The sequence below is a fragment of the Stenotrophomonas maltophilia group sp. Smal17 genome, from assembly GCF_030237045.1.
In the GTDB taxonomy this organism is placed as follows: Bacteria; Pseudomonadota; Gammaproteobacteria; order Xanthomonadales; family Xanthomonadaceae; genus Stenotrophomonas; species Stenotrophomonas forensis.
The window spans coordinates 1-16692 of record NZ_JASJSU010000025.1; the positions used below are offsets into that span (position 1 = coordinate 1).

Annotated in this window: 14 protein-coding genes; 2 read left to right on the plus strand and 12 right to left on the minus strand. The window is 62.4% G+C overall.

All coding sequences use genetic code 11. From position 1 onward, the window contains the following. Positions 1 to 70: 70 nt before the first annotated feature. Positions 71 to 1291, plus strand: coding sequence for a multifunctional CCA addition/repair protein (locus tag QRO93_RS09085; protein WP_180879133.1), 1221 nt, complete (start codon positions 71 to 73; stop codon positions 1289 to 1291). Between the two features lie 44 nt (positions 1292 to 1335). On the opposite strand, the gene QRO93_RS09090 is transcribed toward QRO93_RS09085, so the two are convergent. The 12 genes from QRO93_RS09090 to QRO93_RS09145 all read right to left on the minus strand — a co-directional run bounded on the left by QRO93_RS09090 (position 1336) and on the right by QRO93_RS09145 (position 15792). Then, positions 1336 to 2049, minus strand: a complete 714-nt coding sequence (locus tag QRO93_RS09090) for a putative type VI secretion system effector (RefSeq protein ID WP_180879134.1) — start codon at positions 2047 to 2049, stop codon at positions 1336 to 1338. A gap of 243 nt (positions 2050 to 2292) precedes the next feature. Then, the gene (locus tag QRO93_RS09095; protein ID WP_285304110.1) at positions 2293 to 2850 is read right to left on the minus strand and encodes a putative type VI secretion system effector; all 558 of its coding nucleotides are present in this window, start codon (positions 2848 to 2850) and stop codon (positions 2293 to 2295) included. A 14-nt stretch (positions 2851 to 2864) separates the two neighbouring features. Further along, the gene (locus QRO93_RS09100) at positions 2865 to 4382 is read right to left on the minus strand and encodes a T6SS effector BTH_I2691 family protein (RefSeq protein ID WP_180879137.1); all 1518 of its coding nucleotides are present in this window, start codon (positions 4380 to 4382) and stop codon (positions 2865 to 2867) included. Positions 4383 to 4441: 59 nt separating this feature from the next. Continuing rightward, positions 4442 to 5173, minus strand: coding sequence for a putative type VI secretion system effector (locus tag QRO93_RS09105; protein WP_180879139.1), 732 nt, complete (start codon positions 5171 to 5173; stop codon positions 4442 to 4444). Then, a complete protein-coding gene (locus tag QRO93_RS09110; RefSeq protein ID WP_180879141.1) occupies positions 5170 to 6144 on the minus strand; it encodes a hypothetical protein in 975 nt (324 codons plus the stop codon). The genes QRO93_RS09105 and QRO93_RS09110 overlap by 4 nt, the downstream gene beginning before the upstream one ends. Before the next feature lie 249 nt (positions 6145 to 6393). Beyond that, positions 6394 to 7107: a putative type VI secretion system effector gene (locus tag QRO93_RS09115; protein ID WP_180879143.1), complete on the minus strand. Its 714-nt coding sequence runs from the start codon at positions 7105 to 7107 to the stop codon at positions 6394 to 6396. A gap of 13 nt (positions 7108 to 7120) precedes the next feature. After that, positions 7121 to 10039, minus strand: a complete 2919-nt coding sequence (locus QRO93_RS09120) for a T6SS effector BTH_I2691 family protein (protein ID WP_219626192.1) — start codon at positions 10037 to 10039, stop codon at positions 7121 to 7123. Next, complete coding sequence (locus QRO93_RS09125) at positions 10026 to 10964, minus strand: DUF4123 domain-containing protein (RefSeq protein WP_164087048.1); 939 nt, start codon at positions 10962 to 10964, stop codon at positions 10026 to 10028. Before QRO93_RS09125 ends, QRO93_RS09120 begins: the two co-directional genes overlap by 14 nt. Continuing rightward, the gene (locus tag QRO93_RS09130) at positions 10954 to 13710 is read right to left on the minus strand and encodes a type VI secretion system Vgr family protein (protein ID WP_285304111.1); all 2757 of its coding nucleotides are present in this window, start codon (positions 13708 to 13710) and stop codon (positions 10954 to 10956) included. Before QRO93_RS09130 ends, QRO93_RS09125 begins: the two co-directional genes overlap by 11 nt. A 224-nt stretch (positions 13711 to 13934) precedes the next feature. Beyond that, positions 13935 to 14369 (minus strand): SseB family protein, encoded by a 435-nt coding sequence (locus QRO93_RS09135; RefSeq protein ID WP_006470037.1) that lies wholly within the window; start codon positions 14367 to 14369, stop codon positions 13935 to 13937. Positions 14370 to 14418: 49 nt separating this feature from the next. Further along, complete coding sequence (locus tag QRO93_RS09140) at positions 14419 to 14754, minus strand: hypothetical protein (protein WP_164087046.1); 336 nt, start codon at positions 14752 to 14754, stop codon at positions 14419 to 14421. Between the two features lie 3 nt (positions 14755 to 14757). Next, positions 14758 to 15792, minus strand: coding sequence for a S41 family peptidase (locus QRO93_RS09145; RefSeq protein ID WP_180880946.1), 1035 nt, complete (start codon positions 15790 to 15792; stop codon positions 14758 to 14760). Between the two features lie 379 nt (positions 15793 to 16171). Here QRO93_RS09145 and QRO93_RS09150 point away from each other — a divergent pair, with 379 nt between their 5' ends. Continuing rightward, positions 16172 to 16603, plus strand: coding sequence for a hypothetical protein (locus tag QRO93_RS09150; protein WP_180880944.1), 432 nt, complete (start codon positions 16172 to 16174; stop codon positions 16601 to 16603). Positions 16604 to 16692 lie beyond the last annotated feature (89 nt).

A 16692-nucleotide genomic window follows, 5' to 3' on the forward strand; every position in this document is an offset into this window, starting at 1 on the left:
TTGTCCAGGGGGTGCCGGCCAGCGGCCGCCACTACCGGTGCATCTGCGCCGACCATGCGATCATCCCCCCATGAAGATCTATCTTGTCGGCGGCGCCGTGCGCGACCGCCTGCTGCAGCGCCCCGCCGGCGACCGCGACTGGGTAGTCGTCGGAGCCACACCCGCGCAGATGGAAGCGCAGGGCTACACTGCGGTGGGCCGCGATTTCCCGGTATTTCTGCACCCGCAGACCGGCGAGGAATACGCACTGGCACGCACCGAGCGCAAATCTGGCCGCGGCTATCGCGGCTTCGTGGTCGACGCCGATCCGGCGGTGACGCTGGAAGAGGACCTGCAGCGCCGCGACTTCACCATCAACGCCATTGCCTGCGACGAAGGCACCGGCACGCTGGTCGACCCTTACGGTGGCGTGCGTGATCTTGAACAGCGCGTGCTGCGCCACGTCGGCCCTGCGTTCGTCGAAGATCCGCTGCGTGTGCTGCGCGCGGCACGCTTCATGGCGCGCTTCGCACCGTTGGGTTTCAGCGTCGCCGAAGAAACCACGGCGCTGATGCGCGAGGTGGCCGCCAGCGGTGAGCTTGATGCACTGGTACCGGAGCGCGTGTGGCAGGAACTGCGCAAGGCGCTGGTCTGCGAACGCCCGTCCGCCTTCCTGCGCACGTTGCACGATGCGCATGCGCTGGGCCCGATCCTGCCCGAGCTGGAAGCACTGTACGGCGTGCCGCAACGCGCGGAGTTCCACCCTGAAGTGGATACCGGCATCCACCAGGAAATGGTCAGCGACATGGCCGCGAAACTGGCGCCGGGTGATGACCTGGTCGGCTTCGCCGCCCTCACCCACGACCTCGGCAAGGGCCTGACCCCGCCGGACGAATGGCCGCGCCACATCATGCACGAGCAGCGCGGCCTGAAGCCGCTCAAGGCGCTGTGCGCGCGCCTGAAGATTCCCACCGAGCACCAGCAACTGGCCGAAGCGGTCTGCCGCGAGCACTTGAACGTGCACCGCATCGATGAGCTACGCGATGCCACCGTGCTGGAGTTGCTGGGCCGCTGCGATGCATTGCGCCGGCCCGAGCGCGTGGCCCGCATCGCGCTGTGCTGCGAGGCCGACAAGCGCGGCCGGCTCGGATTTGAGGACGCCGACTACCCGCAGGGTGAAACGCTCAAGCGCCTGCACCAGGCAGCGCTTTCGGTACAGGCGCGGGATTTGGATACGACGCACCTGAAAGGCCCGGCGATTGGTGAAGCGCTGGCCAAGGCGCGGGTGAAGGCGATTGCGGCGGCGCGATAGGGATATGCGGACTGCTGGGAAGGCGCGGTGTCAGCTGCTGATGGTCAGTACCTGAAATAGGTATCGCCCAAGGCGGGGTGGTCGCCTGGCTGACGCTTGCTCTTGGTCACTCTCCGAAGATTCATTCGCCTCGCATCTTTCCATCCAAGCGTAGAAAAAACTGAATCCGCCAATTTGGCGTAACTGACAAACCTACGGCCAACTCGATACCCAATCACACAGAAGACAAGAACCCCCACCAAATATGACTGAACCAACAGGTGAAATGGCGCATAGAATTTCCACGCGTAGAAAGCTATTACCAACCCCCACCACGGAATTGAGATCACAAGCGAGTATTTAAACACTGAGAACCAATGCGCCAACGTACCAGCACTAACATGCGGATAGGAAACAATGATCCTTCTATCCTCATCAAGAACTGAGATAGCAAAAAACCTTCCTTCATCGTTCCGTGCGCCGACAACTCGAACAACATCACCCTCGTTAAAAGGCCAATTCCAGAGAAGCCCCTCCACATCCATTTCACCAAGTCTGAACTCAACTTTAGTAACTGGCTCTTCCATTTCCTCCACAGACATCATCGCCAAGCCGGCAGCCGAACCACTGAGACCTAATGCGGCGGACAGCGCACCGGTCGCAGCCATTCCTACGCGATCGCCCTCTCGCCAGAAAATATTTTCCATCACGCATTGAACTTTGAGACCGGAGATAACTCCGCTCTCCATTTCAAGTAGAGCCTCTTTGCCGTCACTCATTTGCATACCACTCCTTGAGGGACCGAATCGAAACCAGACCAGTAGCGCCCCCACACTGCCAGATTGATAACAGCTAGTATCTGAAGTAGGTATCCCCAACGCCGGAACTATCGCCCTCTCGCGCCTGAGCGAACTTCCCAGACCTGAGATTAATCTTCGTGGGATCGCTCCAATCCAGCGCAGTGAATACGCGGTCTGCCATCCTCGCAAATCTAGATAGACGACGCCCGATCCTCCATCCAATCACTCCAAAAATTGAGGCTCCGGCAATGCAGGCGCCAGAAATAACTTCGAACTTACTATCGGATTTGACGTCCCAAACAAAGACCGTTGCGAGAACAGCCGCCCCCCCCACCAAACTACTGAGATCGCCAAGGAAATCCAGAAGACACGCAGCCAGTGCGAGGTACTGCCTGCCGTAACATGAGGATAGGAAACGATCAGCCTCTCATCCTCGTCCAATACAGAGATTGCAGAGAATGTTCCGTCGGGCCATCGCTTGCCCACCACTCTAACGCTCTGCCCCTGCCTGAACGGCCAGTTCCACAGCAGAGCAGACACCGATAGATCTCCCAGCATGAACCTGACTCGCACCACTGGCTCCGCCCCCCCTTCGCTTGACATCACGGCCATGCCTGCTGATGGCCCACTCAAGCCGAGCGCTGCTGCAACTGCACCCACTACGGCCATTTGCTCTCGATCGTCAGAACGGGACAGAACATCCTCGAACGCATGTTCAACGAAAAGTTCTGAGATCACACCAGCCTCTGTATCCAGCGGAATTTTGCTCGGAACATCCATGTAATGTGCGCCTTTCACGACTGCGACCTTGTAGTTACTTTCCCTATTGCTTTGTCAAACGCGTCGTTCTGCTTCAGAACGGCCTCCTGGAGGTTCCTACTATCGCTGGCCGAGGGAGGAGCTTTACTAGCTGCCCTCCCGAATACGTTGGACTCGCACCACTTCTCGAGATCGTTCGGGCTGATTACCCACACGGTCGCTTCAATCACAAGCAGTGCCAACGTAATCTCCCAACCGCCCAAGCGCAGTATCCAACCGCCAAGGCGCTTCATAGCCTGACTCGACAAAACGAGTTCCCCTTCCCTCGCGGCCGCAGCCTCTATCCCGGCCCTCAACCCACGAAGACCCAAACTCAACTTGTTTCGCCCCAGATGACGCTCTAGAACTGGAGAGGAATAGGCCAGCGCGGTGAGAAAGTTCGCACTACCAACCGCTGACGTTAGCGCTGCCTTCATCAGCAAAGCCGCGGCAGACCAGCGTCGCCCATCTTCAAGCCGACTTTTGAAGTCCGACAAGCTGTAAGCCGCCCCAGTAAAACTACCTGCTCCCGCCAGCACACTGCCGGCAACCTTCATCCGAATAGCACTGACACTACCCGCCCCATAGAACTCCCTGGCTACCGTTTCATGCACACTGGTATACACAGCCACAAGCGACATGCCGGACGCCAGTAACGTTGCGTAGTCACGCGTATCCTTATCCACCTTGGTTGCCAGATGGATGAAATTCACCATCTCCAACACGCCCGTAAGGGAATTCAAACGGACGACATTGCGGCTGCTTTCCGCCGCTGCCTGCCAACGCTTGCGCATCGCCAGCGCGCCATGGTGCAGCTCCAGATCTCGAAGCGCGAACTGCATCGGCAGTGCACTCCCCTTCTTGCGATAGAACTGGATGCGCTCCAGGAAATAGCGCTTGCCCTGCTGGCCGCTGCTCAGCTCTTCGGCCACCAGGCTGATCGCCTCGTCGCGCTCCATCAATGCCCGCGTCAGGAGCACAACGCGGACCATGGCATTGCCGACAGTGTCCTGGATGCCCTTCATCGGAAATCGATTCAGAAGGTACGCACCTGCGGTAGTGACGAAGCGATCAACGCCACTGTCGCGAAGGATGCGGGCACTGGCGGTGGGGGGCGCGGCCTCTTTCTGCGCAGCCTCCAGCTTGCGATAGTTGGAGATGAAGGTCTTCAGATGCGCCGTTCCGGACACAAATGCCGACCAGCTCGCACCTGCGGCAGACAGAACGGTGTTGGCTCCGGCGTCAGCCGCCTTGAGCGTCTGCTGCAGCTCCAGCCGGGCAGCGTCCTGATTCTGCGCAATGACTCGCCACAGCAAAGACGATCTTCCAGTCACAGCCAGATCGCCAGCCAATTCAGTCAGCAAAGCACGGCCGATCTCGTGCATGCCAAGCACCGCGATGGCGTCGGCGATGATCTCCTCAAACCTCACTCCCTGCGCCGCAGACTGACCATGGAAGTCCTCCAGCGTCGCCAGCAGCAGATCGTGGCGGAGCCAGGCAACCAGCACCGACATCTTCGGTCCTAGCCAGTCTACTACCCGCCGGTCATCGCCCCAACACTGATAAGCACCATTCAATATCTGAAATAGGTATCGCCTAGGGCGGGATGGTCGCCCGGCTGTCGCTTCCTCTTAGTCACTCTACGAAGATTCATTCGCCTCGCCCCCTTCCACCCAAGCGTAGAAAAAACTGAATCCGCCATTCTGGCGTAACTGACAAATCTACGACCAATTCGATACCCAACTACACAAAATACGAGAACACCAATCAAGTACGAACGAGCCAAGAAATTAAATGGCGCGGAGGTCATCCAGGCAAACCACCCTATTATAAGTCCCCACCAAGGAATCGATACGATTAGTGATAGTTTCAGAACGACAATCCAATGCGCTATCGAGCCAGCACTAACGTGCGGGTAGGAGACGATCAACCTCTTCTGCTCATCAAGAACAGAGATAGCAAAGAATTTTCCTTCGCTATCCCGTGTCCCGACAACTCGAACAAGATCACCTTCGCTAAATGGCCAGTTCCAGAGAAGCCCTTCTACGGCGAGATCACCAAGCTGGAACTCGACCTTAGTGACCGGCTCGGCCATTTCCTCCGCAGACATCATCGCCATACCCGCTGCTGGTCCACTGAGGCCTAGCGCAGCTGCGAAGGCACCAGTTGCTGCCATTCCTTCACTATCACCATCGCGCCAGAATGTATTCTTGACAGCATGCTGAACTCGAAGATCGGAGACTACACCGACCTCAGTCTCGAGGGGGCCATTGCCCCCAAGTCCCACCTGCTCTTGAGTAATCATTGCGTCCTCATCGACACAGAGCCAAGAGCCTTCTCGAACGCCAGCCGTTGCTCCCGCGCTGTTGCGTAGAAGCTACTTCCTCTCTTCCCAGCATTCTTTCCAAATGAGTTTGACGCACACCATTTCTCCAACTCGTTTGGGATGATCGCCCATATCAGGACTTCGATGACCAGCAGGGCTAGAGCCAACTCCCATCCGCTTAGTCGCAAAATCCATACGCCAACGCGCCTCATAGCTTGCGATGCGACTATACTTCCGCCCTCCCCTCCGGCAGCGATCTCAAGTCCAGCTTGCAGTCCTCTCAGCCCTAGGGTGAGCGCATTCTTTCCCAGAGTCCGCTCGATTACAGGAGATGAATAGGCAAGCGCCGTCAAAAATTGAGCAGACCCGCTTATCCCAACCGTCCCGCCTTTGACCAAGAGCACCGTGGACAGAGCGTATTTGCCATTCCTGAAAGAGCTCAGAGCGTCAGCGAGGCTGTAAAGGGCCCCAATAAAACTACCCGCCCCGGCCATCACACTCCCGGCAACCTTCATCCGTATGGCACTGGCGCTACCCGCACCAAAGAACTCTTTCGCCACGGTCTCGTGCACACCGGCATACACAGCCACAAGCGACATTCCAGAGGCCAATAACGTCGCGTAGTCACGCGTCTGCTTGTCCACCTTCGTGGCCAGATGGATGAAGTTCACCATCTCCAGCACGCCGGTCAGTGAGTTCAGACGGACAACATTGCGGCTGCTCTCTGCTGCTGCCTGCCAACGCTTGCGCATCGCCAACGCACCGTGATGCAGCTCCAGGTCCCGAAGTGCGAACTGCATCGGTAGCGCGCTGCCCTTGGTTCGGTAGAACTGGATGCACTCCAGGAAGTAGCGCTTGCCCTGCTGGCCACTGCTCAGTTCTTCAGCCACCAGGCTGATGGCCTCATCGCGCTCCATCAACGCCCGTGTCAGAAGCACGAACCGGACCATGGCATTGCCGGCGGTGTCCTGGATGCCATTGAGCGGAAACCGATTCAGCAGGCAGGCGCCGGCAGTGGTGACGAAGAGGTCAACACCACTGTGCGCGAGCCGCCCAAAGGCGATAGATGTCAGCCGCCATCAGCACGCATAACCTTGCAACCTTAATAGTCAAAGCATGCACCGCCAAATGCAATGCGATCATCCGAATTTCCCTGGCCAAGGAAATTCGGCTTGAATTACCCAATAAACTCACATCGCTCAGTATCTGAAATAGGTATCACCCAATGCGACATGATCACCTTTTTGACGCGCCGCCCTTGTTATCTTCCGCAAGTCAATTGTCGCCCCTCGACTCCAACCAAGCGCAGAGAATATCGAATCCGCCATCTTCGCGTAGCGAATGAATCTGCGCCCAATCCGGTACCCAACCGCAAGAGAAAAAACTACCCCTGCAAAATATGCGTACACAAGAATCTCAACCGACAATGATGAGACTACAGACAAAACACCTAAAAAGACTGCCCAGTATGGAACGGCGAACATGAGAGAATACTTCGCTACAGAAATCCAGTGAGCCCAACTTCCGGCACTTACATGCGGATAGGAAACGATTAATCTCTTACTCTCATCGAGCACTGATAGAGCGAAGAATTTCCCTTCGCCATCTCGCTTTCCGACGACCCTGACGAAATCCCCCTCGCTGAAAGGCCAGTTCCAAAGCAGCCCTTCAACAGGCACCTCGTCGAGCAAAAACTCAACCCTCGCAACCGGCTCTTCCATTTCCTCTGAAGACATCACCGCCATACCGGCAGCGACGCCGCTATGACCCAGCGCAGCGGACAAAGCACCAGTCGCAGCCATTCCCACGCAATCTCCCTCTCGCCAAAAAATATTCTCCATGACGTACTGAACCCTCTGACCGGAAATAGTTCCGATCTCTGTTTCAAGCAACACGTCCTCACCAACACTCACTTGAGCACCCCACCTATTGAGACCGAATCGAAACCGAGCCAATAGCCCTGTCAAATGCCAGCTGCTGCTCCTGTGCAGTCGCATAGACATTGTCGGACGAGCGACGCCCTCTCGACCTGTCACCAATCCTCTTACCGAAGACGTTGGTCATACACCACTTCTCCAGATCATTCGCGCTAACAGCCCATATCAAAACTTCGACGAGCAGAAGACCCAAAGCCACCTCCCATCCGCCAAGTCGCAAGATCCATGTACCGATACGTTTCATGGCTTGAGAGGAAACGATGTGCCCACCTTCTCCACCCGCCGCTGCCTCAATGCCAGCCCTTAAACTTCTAAGGCCGATCGTTAGTGAGTTGCGTCCTACCACGCGCTCAATGACAGGGGAAGAATAGGCAAGAGCGGTCAAGAACTGAGCAGATGCGGTAGCTGCCATTGCTCCTCCTTTTATCACCAACGCTATAGGGGCGCGCATACCAAATTCACTTGCCTTCTCAGCCTCCAAGACGCTGTAGAACGCCCCAATAAAACTACCCGCCCCGGCCAACACACTTCCGGCAACCTTCATCCGTATGGCACTGGCGCTACCCGCGCCAAAGAACTCTTTCGCCAAAGCCTCGTGCACACCGGTATACACAGCCACAAGCGACATTCCAGAAGCCAATAGCGTCGCATAGTCTCGCGTCTGCTTATCCACCTTCGTGGCCAGATGGATCAAGTTCACCATCTCCAGCACGCCGGTCAGTGAGTTCAGACGGACAACATTGCGGCTGCTCTCTGCCGCAGCCTGCCAACGCTTGCGCATCGCCAGCGCGCCGTGATGCAGCTCCAGGTCCCGAAGCGCGAACTGCATCGGCAGCGCGCTGCCCTTGGTTCTGTAGAACTGAATACGCTCCAGGAAGTAGCGCTTGCCCTGCTGGCCACTGCTCAGCTCTTCGGCCACCAGGCTGATGGCCTCATCGCGCTCCATCAGCGCCCGCGTCAGAAGCACGAACCGGACCATCGCATTGCCGGCGGTGTCCTGGATGCCCTTCATCGGGAATCGATTCAGAAGGTAGGCACCTGCGGTAGTGACGAAGCGATCGACGCCACTGTCGCGAAGGATGCGGGCACTGGCGGTGGGGGGCGCGGCCTCTTTCTGCGCCGCCTCCAACTTGCGGTAAAGGGCCAAGTAAGACTTAAGTTGCGCGGTGCCTGCGACAAATGCCGCCCAGCTTGCGCCGGCCGCTTCGAGAATTGTGTTGGCGCACACCTGCGCCGCCTCGAGTGTCTGCTGCAGCTCCTTGCGAGACTCTTCGTCGTTCTTCGCAATGACTCGCCAGAGCAGGGATTTTCTTCCGGTAACTTCTATATCGTGGGACAGTTCAGTCAGCAACGCACGGCCTATCTCGTGCATACCAAGCACGGCGATCGCCTCTGTGATGATCTCCTCGAACCACTCCCCTTGCGCCGCAGACTTGCCGTCAAAGTCTTCCAGCGTCGCCAGCAGAAGATCGTGGCGGAGCCAGGCAACCAGCACCGACATCTTCGGTCCCAGCCGGTCGAGTACCTGTTGCGTCATCGCGTCCATGTTCCTCTTGAACGCGGTGAAACGGGGCTCGTCAATCAGCGGCCAGTACTTGTTTTTCCACGCATCCTGGGCGTCCTTCAGATAGAGCGGCAGGAACTGGCGCTCATACTCCCGCGCGAGTTCCCGCTTCTCCTCCTCGGAGAGCTTTACCTTGGGGTCCCATGAGGGAAGCGAGGGATTGCCGAGGCGGCGCTGCCGCTCCACCTCGCGGACGGTCTGTGCTGCGTAGTTCCCTGCCATCACCGCACCGTTGAGCTCCAGCAGGCGCGAGATCTGTTCGATCTGGTCAACAGCGCTGACTTCCAGTTCGCGCTCGCTCTTGAACTGGTTGATGCAGGCGACCAGGTCATTGCAGTAACCACTGAGCTCGTGCACGACGCCAACCGCATCCCACAAGCCCAGCAGCATGGGCGGGTACTCCTGACGATCACTGCCGATGCGCCCGTTGCTGCTGTGTTGCTTCAGGCGCTCAAACCGCTGCTGGCGCGGGTCGACACCGTCGCTACGAGGGTAATCCCGCCGCGACCAGGGGTAACGCGTGCCATGCGCGTGCAGCCGCACGTTGCGAAGCGCCCCGTCCGGATTAGAGGCACCCGGGAGTGCGCTGCTGTACGGAAGGTCTGGCGGATCGCCTGAGGGGTTATCCAGCCATCGATATTCCATGATCGAGGCCAGCCCGGCGGCATCCTTCAATGGCGCTTGGTCGCCTTCTGCTCTCGCCGACGTGATCCATCTGGCTGGCTCGATCGATTGCATCCGCTCGGCGCGCAGGGCCGGGTCGGATCCATAGCGATCCAACGTCGCTGGCGTCCAGGGGTGTTGGGAGTAGGCCAGCCAGACCGTCCCGCATACATGCGGGCGCTGGATGGTGATGAACTCCGTGCGCATCGGATCGTGGCCACTGCGGCCACAGCTGGGCAGGCCACCGCCTGCGATCGCGCGCGCACTGTAGGCGGTGGGTTGCCGCCACAGGGTGCCGTTTCCGGCGATGGCGTAGCACTCCCAGTACTCCGGACCGTAGGGACCCTGCTCGTAGTACAGGTACAGCAGACCCTGGCGCAACGTTCTGAGCGCGTAGGTGTATCCCGCCGCACTGACATCAACGTCGCTGGCGTGTGCGGGCGACAGGCCACCAAGGCTCACGTTGCAGCTGGCAGGCACCACCGTGTAGCGCACCGGCAGGATGGCCAGCCCAGTGGAGCGGCAGACGTCGCAGGCTGATTTCTCTGTCTCGTCCGGCAGCGTGGCGGCAACCGCCGGAAGATCGACGATGTCTGGACTGCCCGCGCTGCGGATCCCGACGTTGCTTTCACCCGTGAAGGGCCCGCTGGAGTCGTACCTATCTTTGCTATCGCGCGTCATGTGCCCCGTCTCCCTTGATCGCACTTGCGTGTGCGGACGCCGCGATGCGGATGTCCTGCCACTCCGTGTCTCCAATCCGTCGAATCAGATCGCCATACCGCTCACCGTGCGCGATCTGCGCCAGTAGCGTCTGGACAGTGGGATGCCTGTGGAACTGAGGCCCGATCAAGAGCGCATGCGTGGCGAACAGATCCAGATCAGTACCACTGGAGACACCACAACGGCGCCCCTCTCCGACACTGCACTGCACCTGCGCGAACGTGGCGCGATCCGGTGGGGTTCCGGCCCGCAGCGCGCCGATCCACGCCTGGTTCAATGCACCAATGGATTCCAGCTCGGGCCAGGACACGGCAGGGTCACCGCGCAGTGCAGGCGCGACAGCGTTGCTGATGGCCCACTCTCCCCACCGATCCAGGAACATCCACGTGGTCACACCTTCAAACCGATACGCCCGTTGCGAGCGCGATGAGCACTGCAGGAACAGATCCGTCACCATCGGGTCGTAGAAGCGCAGCCACCGCTTCCGGCCCTGCGCATGCGGGCAGTGCGCCACCGCACGCTCGGCAAGCTGTCTGGCCAGCTGTGGTGTCAGCAACGGCGTCCATACCCACGCACACGCACGCTGTGGGCGCGCAGCCAGCAGCGACGATGCCGAGCGCTGTGCCATCGCCATTTCCACCGCCTGACCAGACAACAGGGAGTGCATTCCTTTGCTGAGGTCGAGCGGGATCAGGAACGGCCACAGGTTTTTTGGTATCTGTCGAATGGCGATCGGGATCGGTTGGATTCCAGCCGATTCCAGCAGCGCGTCAAAGGCCTCGCCCATCTCAGATCGCTCTACAGCTGGCTGCATCAGCAGGTGGCACTGACCTGCGCTGCTGCGATCGATACCGATCAGCTGTTCGCACAACGATTCAACCGACATCAGCGCACCCTTCCTGTCGGCATACTGCTGCGTTCAAGTGCGGCTCGCAGCCACTGAACTGCCCAGCTGGAACGTCGGTCTCCTCCGAACTGATCAGCGGGCCCACCCAATCCCGCTGGCTGGCCTTGAACTCCACCTTGCCCGGCGCGCCCAGCTCGATGTTGTCGCCCTCAATGCGGATGTAGGCACCGGCCGCCGTCGCCAGCAGATGCTTGCTCGGCGCCGACAGCTGCACGTCCGCTTCGGTACTGGCGATGCGTACCTTGGTCTTGGCCGCCACGATCATCTGGTTCTTGTGCGCACGCGCGCTCACCTTGCCCTGCGCGGCGTGCAGCGCGATGCCGCGCTCCTGGTTCGGGCTTTCACCGCTGGGCTGCACGCCGGCGGTGTACATCACCAGCCCGCCGGCCACCGCCATCGTCAGCGAGCCCTGCGTCATCCAGTTCAGTGCCACGCCGCTGGCCAGCGTGGTGTGGGTGCCGCTCACCCAGACCTGGTCGGCCGGGGTCAGGCTCAGCACGCCGGCCACACCGCTGCCCAGCAGCACCGGCGCGCTCCAGCCCGGTGCCTCGCCATCGCCGCCGGCGATGCTGCCGGCGGCACTGCCGCTATGGGTGGCGCGCAGCGTCTCCTGCAGCTCGGTCAGGGTGCTGTCCACCGGCAGCTCGTTCGGCTCGCCGGGCAGCTGCGCCTGCTGGTTGGCGGCCGATTCGGCCAGCTGCTGCAGCAGCTGCTGGCTTTCCTGCAGCTGGCTCAATGCCTGCGGCGCGGCCATCTGCGGCGAGCCCTGCTCGGTGGTCAGCAGCAGGCCGCGGCCGGCGCGCAGCGCGCCCTGTGCCTGCGTGGACAGCTCCACGCCGAAACCCCGCTCGCCTTCGCGCACATTGTCCTGGCCGCCCTTCAGATGCCCCAGGGTCAGCGTGGTCTCGTGCTGGGTGGTGGACAGCTGCGCGCGGCCCTGCCCGGGCGTGTCGTCGAAGCGCAGCTGCTGGTAGCCGCCGGTGCCGCCCTGGCTGTCGGCCAGCGCCTGGCTCTTGAAGCCGGTGTACACCGCGGCGTGGTCGTTGCCCTCGAACCAGGCGGCGGCATTACCGGTGGCGGTGGCGCCCCCACCGTTGATCTGGTTGTGCTGTGCGTCCTGCTGGCCACGGCCGTTGTAGACCGCACCGACCACCACCGGGCGGTCGATATCGCCTTCCAGGAACGCCACCAGCACTTCCTGCCCACGCCGCGGCAGCACCACGCCGCCCCAGTTGTCGCCGGCCCACGGCGTCATCACCCGCACCCAGGTCCAGGCGCCTCCGTTGGCCGGGGCGTTGTCGTCGCCGCCGGGATGGGCCAGGCCGCTGCTGGCGTTGCCGCCGCGCTGCCACGGGAACTGCACCTTGATGCGATGGTCGCGGTCGGACAGCAGCGGGTCGCCATCGCTGACCACGATCGCGCTGAGCGTGCCGGTGATGGTCGGCCGCGGATGCAGGTGCGCGCCGTGGCCGTCCTCGGTCTGTGGCCGGTAGTTCACTTCGGCGGGGATGGCGACGAAGCGGTTGTCGTAGAACGCGGTGGACACCTCGCCCGGCGCCTGGCCGTAGGCCAGCCCGGACAGCGCGTCCGGCAGCGCCGGCACCGCCACACTGGACGGACCCAGGGTCTGTTCCAGAGCGTCGAACACGTCGGCATCGAGGTTGTTGCGCGCCTGGTGCAGCACCGACAGGCACAGGAACTGTGCGTCCTCGCCCACCTGCGGATGCTGCGACAGGCCAAAGCGCGCGCCCGGTGCCAGCGCCCGCCATTGGCCGGCGCCATCGATGGTATGGGCGCGCACGCGCAGCGCGTCCAGATGCTGCTGCGCGCGGCGCTGGCCGCGTGCGTTGTCCTGCCAGCCATAGGGGCCGCAGGTATCACGGTCGACAATGCCCAGGTCGTTGCCCTGCCCGGCCTCGGCGCTGGCCTGGCGACGCTCCAGGGTGCGGTAGTCCCAGGTCGTACGTTCGACCTTGCCCGGCCGCCAGCGGTGCGCGGTGGACCACTGCTGCACGCTGTCGCTGCGCTCGCTCTCGTCGCGGCGATGGAAGCGCACGCGGCCCAGTTCGGTGGTGTCGTTGCTATGGTCGGCCAGCACCAGGGTATGCGTGCCGAAGTCCGCGCCGCCGGGCTCGCCGGCATGCTCGAACCAGTAATAGATGCCCTCCTCGGCCAGCAGGCGCTGGACGAAGGCCAGGTCGCTTTCCTGGTACTGCGTGGTCAGGCTGCGCCGTGCGTACTGGCTGGCGTCACCCAGCGACCAGCGCCAGGCCGGTGCCAGCCCGCTGTAGTCGGCAAACAGGTCCTCGACAATCTCGACCACGGTCTTGTCGTGGAAGACGTAGCTGTCCACCCGCTGCGACAGGAACGCCAGCCACGGCTGCAGGCGCAGCCGATAGCGCGCCAGGCCGCCATTGCTGCCCAGCCGTTCGGCGGCGGTGATGCGACCGTGCAACGGGCGCAGGCTGCCATCGGCCTGCTGCAGCTGCAGCAGCGCACCCTGCCCGATCAACGGCGCCAGCTGCAGGCCGGCGTCCAACGACAGGGCGGTGATCGTCCACTGGAAACCCATGCCGTCGATCTGCTCGACGCCATCGAGGGTTTCGGCGACCAGCACATCGCTCCCCAGCGACGTGTGCAGCCGCAGGAAGCGCTGGGCGTGCGAAGGGCCGGCCAGCGCAGAGCGCAGGGCGGGCCATTGCGGAGCAGGAACGGAGCCATCCATGGAGCAACGCGCGCAGGGCCAAGGGGCCGTGAGCGTGTTGCTGAAACAGAGGCCGAGGAAGAGGGAATTGCGACACGGCAGACAGGTCCACCGTGAAACGCAGGCGCTACCTAGGTGTCGCGCCCGCTAGGAAAACTACGAAATGCCGATCGCATGCAGAACAGGAGGGTGTTACCCGCCAAGAGACCAGCCTGAAAACAGCAGCGAGCCAGCCAAGGCAGGAATCAATGCGCCATGCCACGCGTGATCGCCGCAGCGCGCTGCTTCAGCTGGGCCACGGCATCGGGAATCATCTCCATGCCCACGTCCAGGCCCGGGTTCAGCACCAGGCCGACACCGTCGCCGATACCGGCCAGCAGCGCGTGCACCGCGATCGGCATGGCATGGGCAAACTGCGGCAGCTGCTCGTGCCACAGGCCGGCGCGCTCGGGCGAGGTGAACACCGCGAACATCGGTTCGCCGCTCTCGCTGGTCAGCACCAGCGGCGAGATGCTCTCGTCCCAGGCGCCATCTTCGCCGATGGCCTTGTCCAGCAGCACGAACGCCGTCGAGGTCAACAGGCCATCGAGGAACTGCGATGCGGTCAGCGTCCCGTCCTGGGCCTGCAGCAGGCGCACCTCGAGGTCGTTGAGGGGTTCGAACGGGGTGTCGTGGTCCATGGTGGGTTCCGGTACGTGATTGCAGGGCAGACTTTAACAGCCCCGGCGTTCAACCGATGAATCCGTGCCGCCACAGCCAGCCCAGCAGGGCCAGGCCAGCCACGACCACCAGCATCAGCGGCAGGCCGAAGCGGTGCCGCCACGGGATCGGCACCCCACCCAGCTGCTGGTCCATGGTTTCGGTGTCCAGTAACCAGCCGTGCTCGCACCGGGTGCAGGCCAGCTCATAACGGCGCTGGTAGGCGAAGCCGAACAGCAGGTCGATGCGCGCCATCTTGTAGCGCAGCTGCGGCGCGAAGTCGGTTTCCGTTCCGCAACGCAGGCAGTGGTGGGCTTCCGTAGGACCGACGATCATCACCCGTTCCTGCTGGCCGATCAGGATCATGGATCAGCGCGCCTGGCAGGCGGGCTGCTGCAGCAACCACTGCTGCGCCGCAGCCAGCGTGGCGGCATCACTGTCGGTGCGCTGGTCTGGTTCGATCTTCAGCCCATCCCCCTGGCCATTGCGATCCTGCATCACGCTGGTGGTCAGCAGCAGTGCGCTGCCATCGACCAGCGGCCGCATCACGTTGGCAGTGGACAGCCCCGAGGTGGGCTGGCCGAAACTGCGCGTCTGCGGGCGGCCGCGGAAGGCAAGCACGGTCGCCTCGCCGGAACTGGCGGTGCGCGGCCCGGTCAGCACCGCCACCGGCGCGCCTGGGTGTTTCAGCAGATAACCGGGCCCGCCGAGGTCGACCCGCACGCGCTCGCCAAGCCGCACGCTGGACGGTGTCAGCTGCCAGCGCGTGGGGCCGTCCGCGGCGGCGAAGGACCCCACGTCCTCGTCGGCGCTGGGCGTGGCGCGCAGCAGTGGCGCTGCGCCCAGCAGCATCGGCCACATGTTGCCGCCGGTGTTGCCGCGCAGATCAACGATCCAGCCGCAACGATGGCGGCCGTCCTGGTCCCGGATGATCGCCTGCCAGCGCTGCGCACGTTCCTTCATCTGCTGGTGCGCGGTGGGGCCCTGCATGACGCTGTAGCCTCCGATCTCCACCCGGCCGATGCGCGGGTCCAGCGCTTCGATTGAAGCAATCGCTGCACTCGGCGCCGGCGTCGCTGCGCCATTGGCGCGTGCCAGGCGTTCTGCCTTCGCCTGCAGCTGCTTGGCGCTGATCCACGCGCCATGCCCGCCAGAACTGCGGCTGGTGGCCTCCTGCAGCACCGCGCGGGCCTGCGCCGGCTCGTTCTGCGCCGCCTTCAGGCGCGCACGGATGGCCGGCCAGTCCACGCGGTCGCGGTACAGCGACTCCTTCTCCAGCATGTCCAGCAACTGGGCCTGCGCCTGTGCTGTCGGCAGGTCGATGACGGCCGGGGCGGCAGCCTGCGCGCTGCTGCAGAACAGGGCGCCCAGTGCAGCAGCGATCACGCGAAGATCAAGCGACATTCGACGTTCCTTCGTCTTGGATGAGTACCGCAGCATACGCGCTTGCCGCTGTCGTTGTATGTCGGCTTTGGCACGCGCCGCGCACAACAACATTTGCAACTTTGCCCATGTTGCCACTCGGGCAAAAGCGCGAAAGTGGCTCTGCCGGCGCGCTTTGCGCTGGCCGGGATTGGCGTCCTGAATGAAGTTTTTCACGAGCAGGCTTGCAACGTCGTTGCCGGCCCGAACAATGCACCGTCCGTCGTTCTGCGGCGGGCGGTGCGTGGGGATCCTCGGATCCGCCGGCGTCATTCCTCGTGGAGAGCTTCACCGGCACGCCAACCCGCACCGCCCGCCACCTTGCATCCCGCAGGTGGCCTTGCCTTGTGAGGTTGCCGCCATGAACACGCCCTACCCCGCTTATCCCCGCCTGCACGCCCTGCTGGGCGATGCCCTGCCCGGCCTGGCGTTGCCCACACCCGTGGCTGAAGCGCTGGAAGATGCATTGTGCGAGGGCGACGGCGATGCCGCGCCGTCGGCCTTCTTCGCCCGGTTGCGTGGTATCGCGCAAAGCCACGCTGCCGATGGCCAGCCCTGGCGCGAACGGCACCTCGGCGAGTCGCGTGGCCGGGAACTGGCCGAGGCCACGCGGTGCCTCGCGGCGGTGTCCGCCTGCGGGGGTGTGTTGCTGGCGGCGCAGTCGGCGCGCGAGATGGATGATGCGGCAGCGCAGTGCCCGCCGCAGGTGGAGGAAGGCCTGCTGCATGCGGTGGTGGTGCTGGCCGATCATGCGGGCGGGTTGGTGGCACCCGGTGCACGCGCGGGATCGTGACGCCGATGGATTCGTGTCGACCAAGGTCGACACCCACCAGAGCAGATCATGGCGCCGGTTGGAATCCAGCGCGGATTGGAACCCGGAGC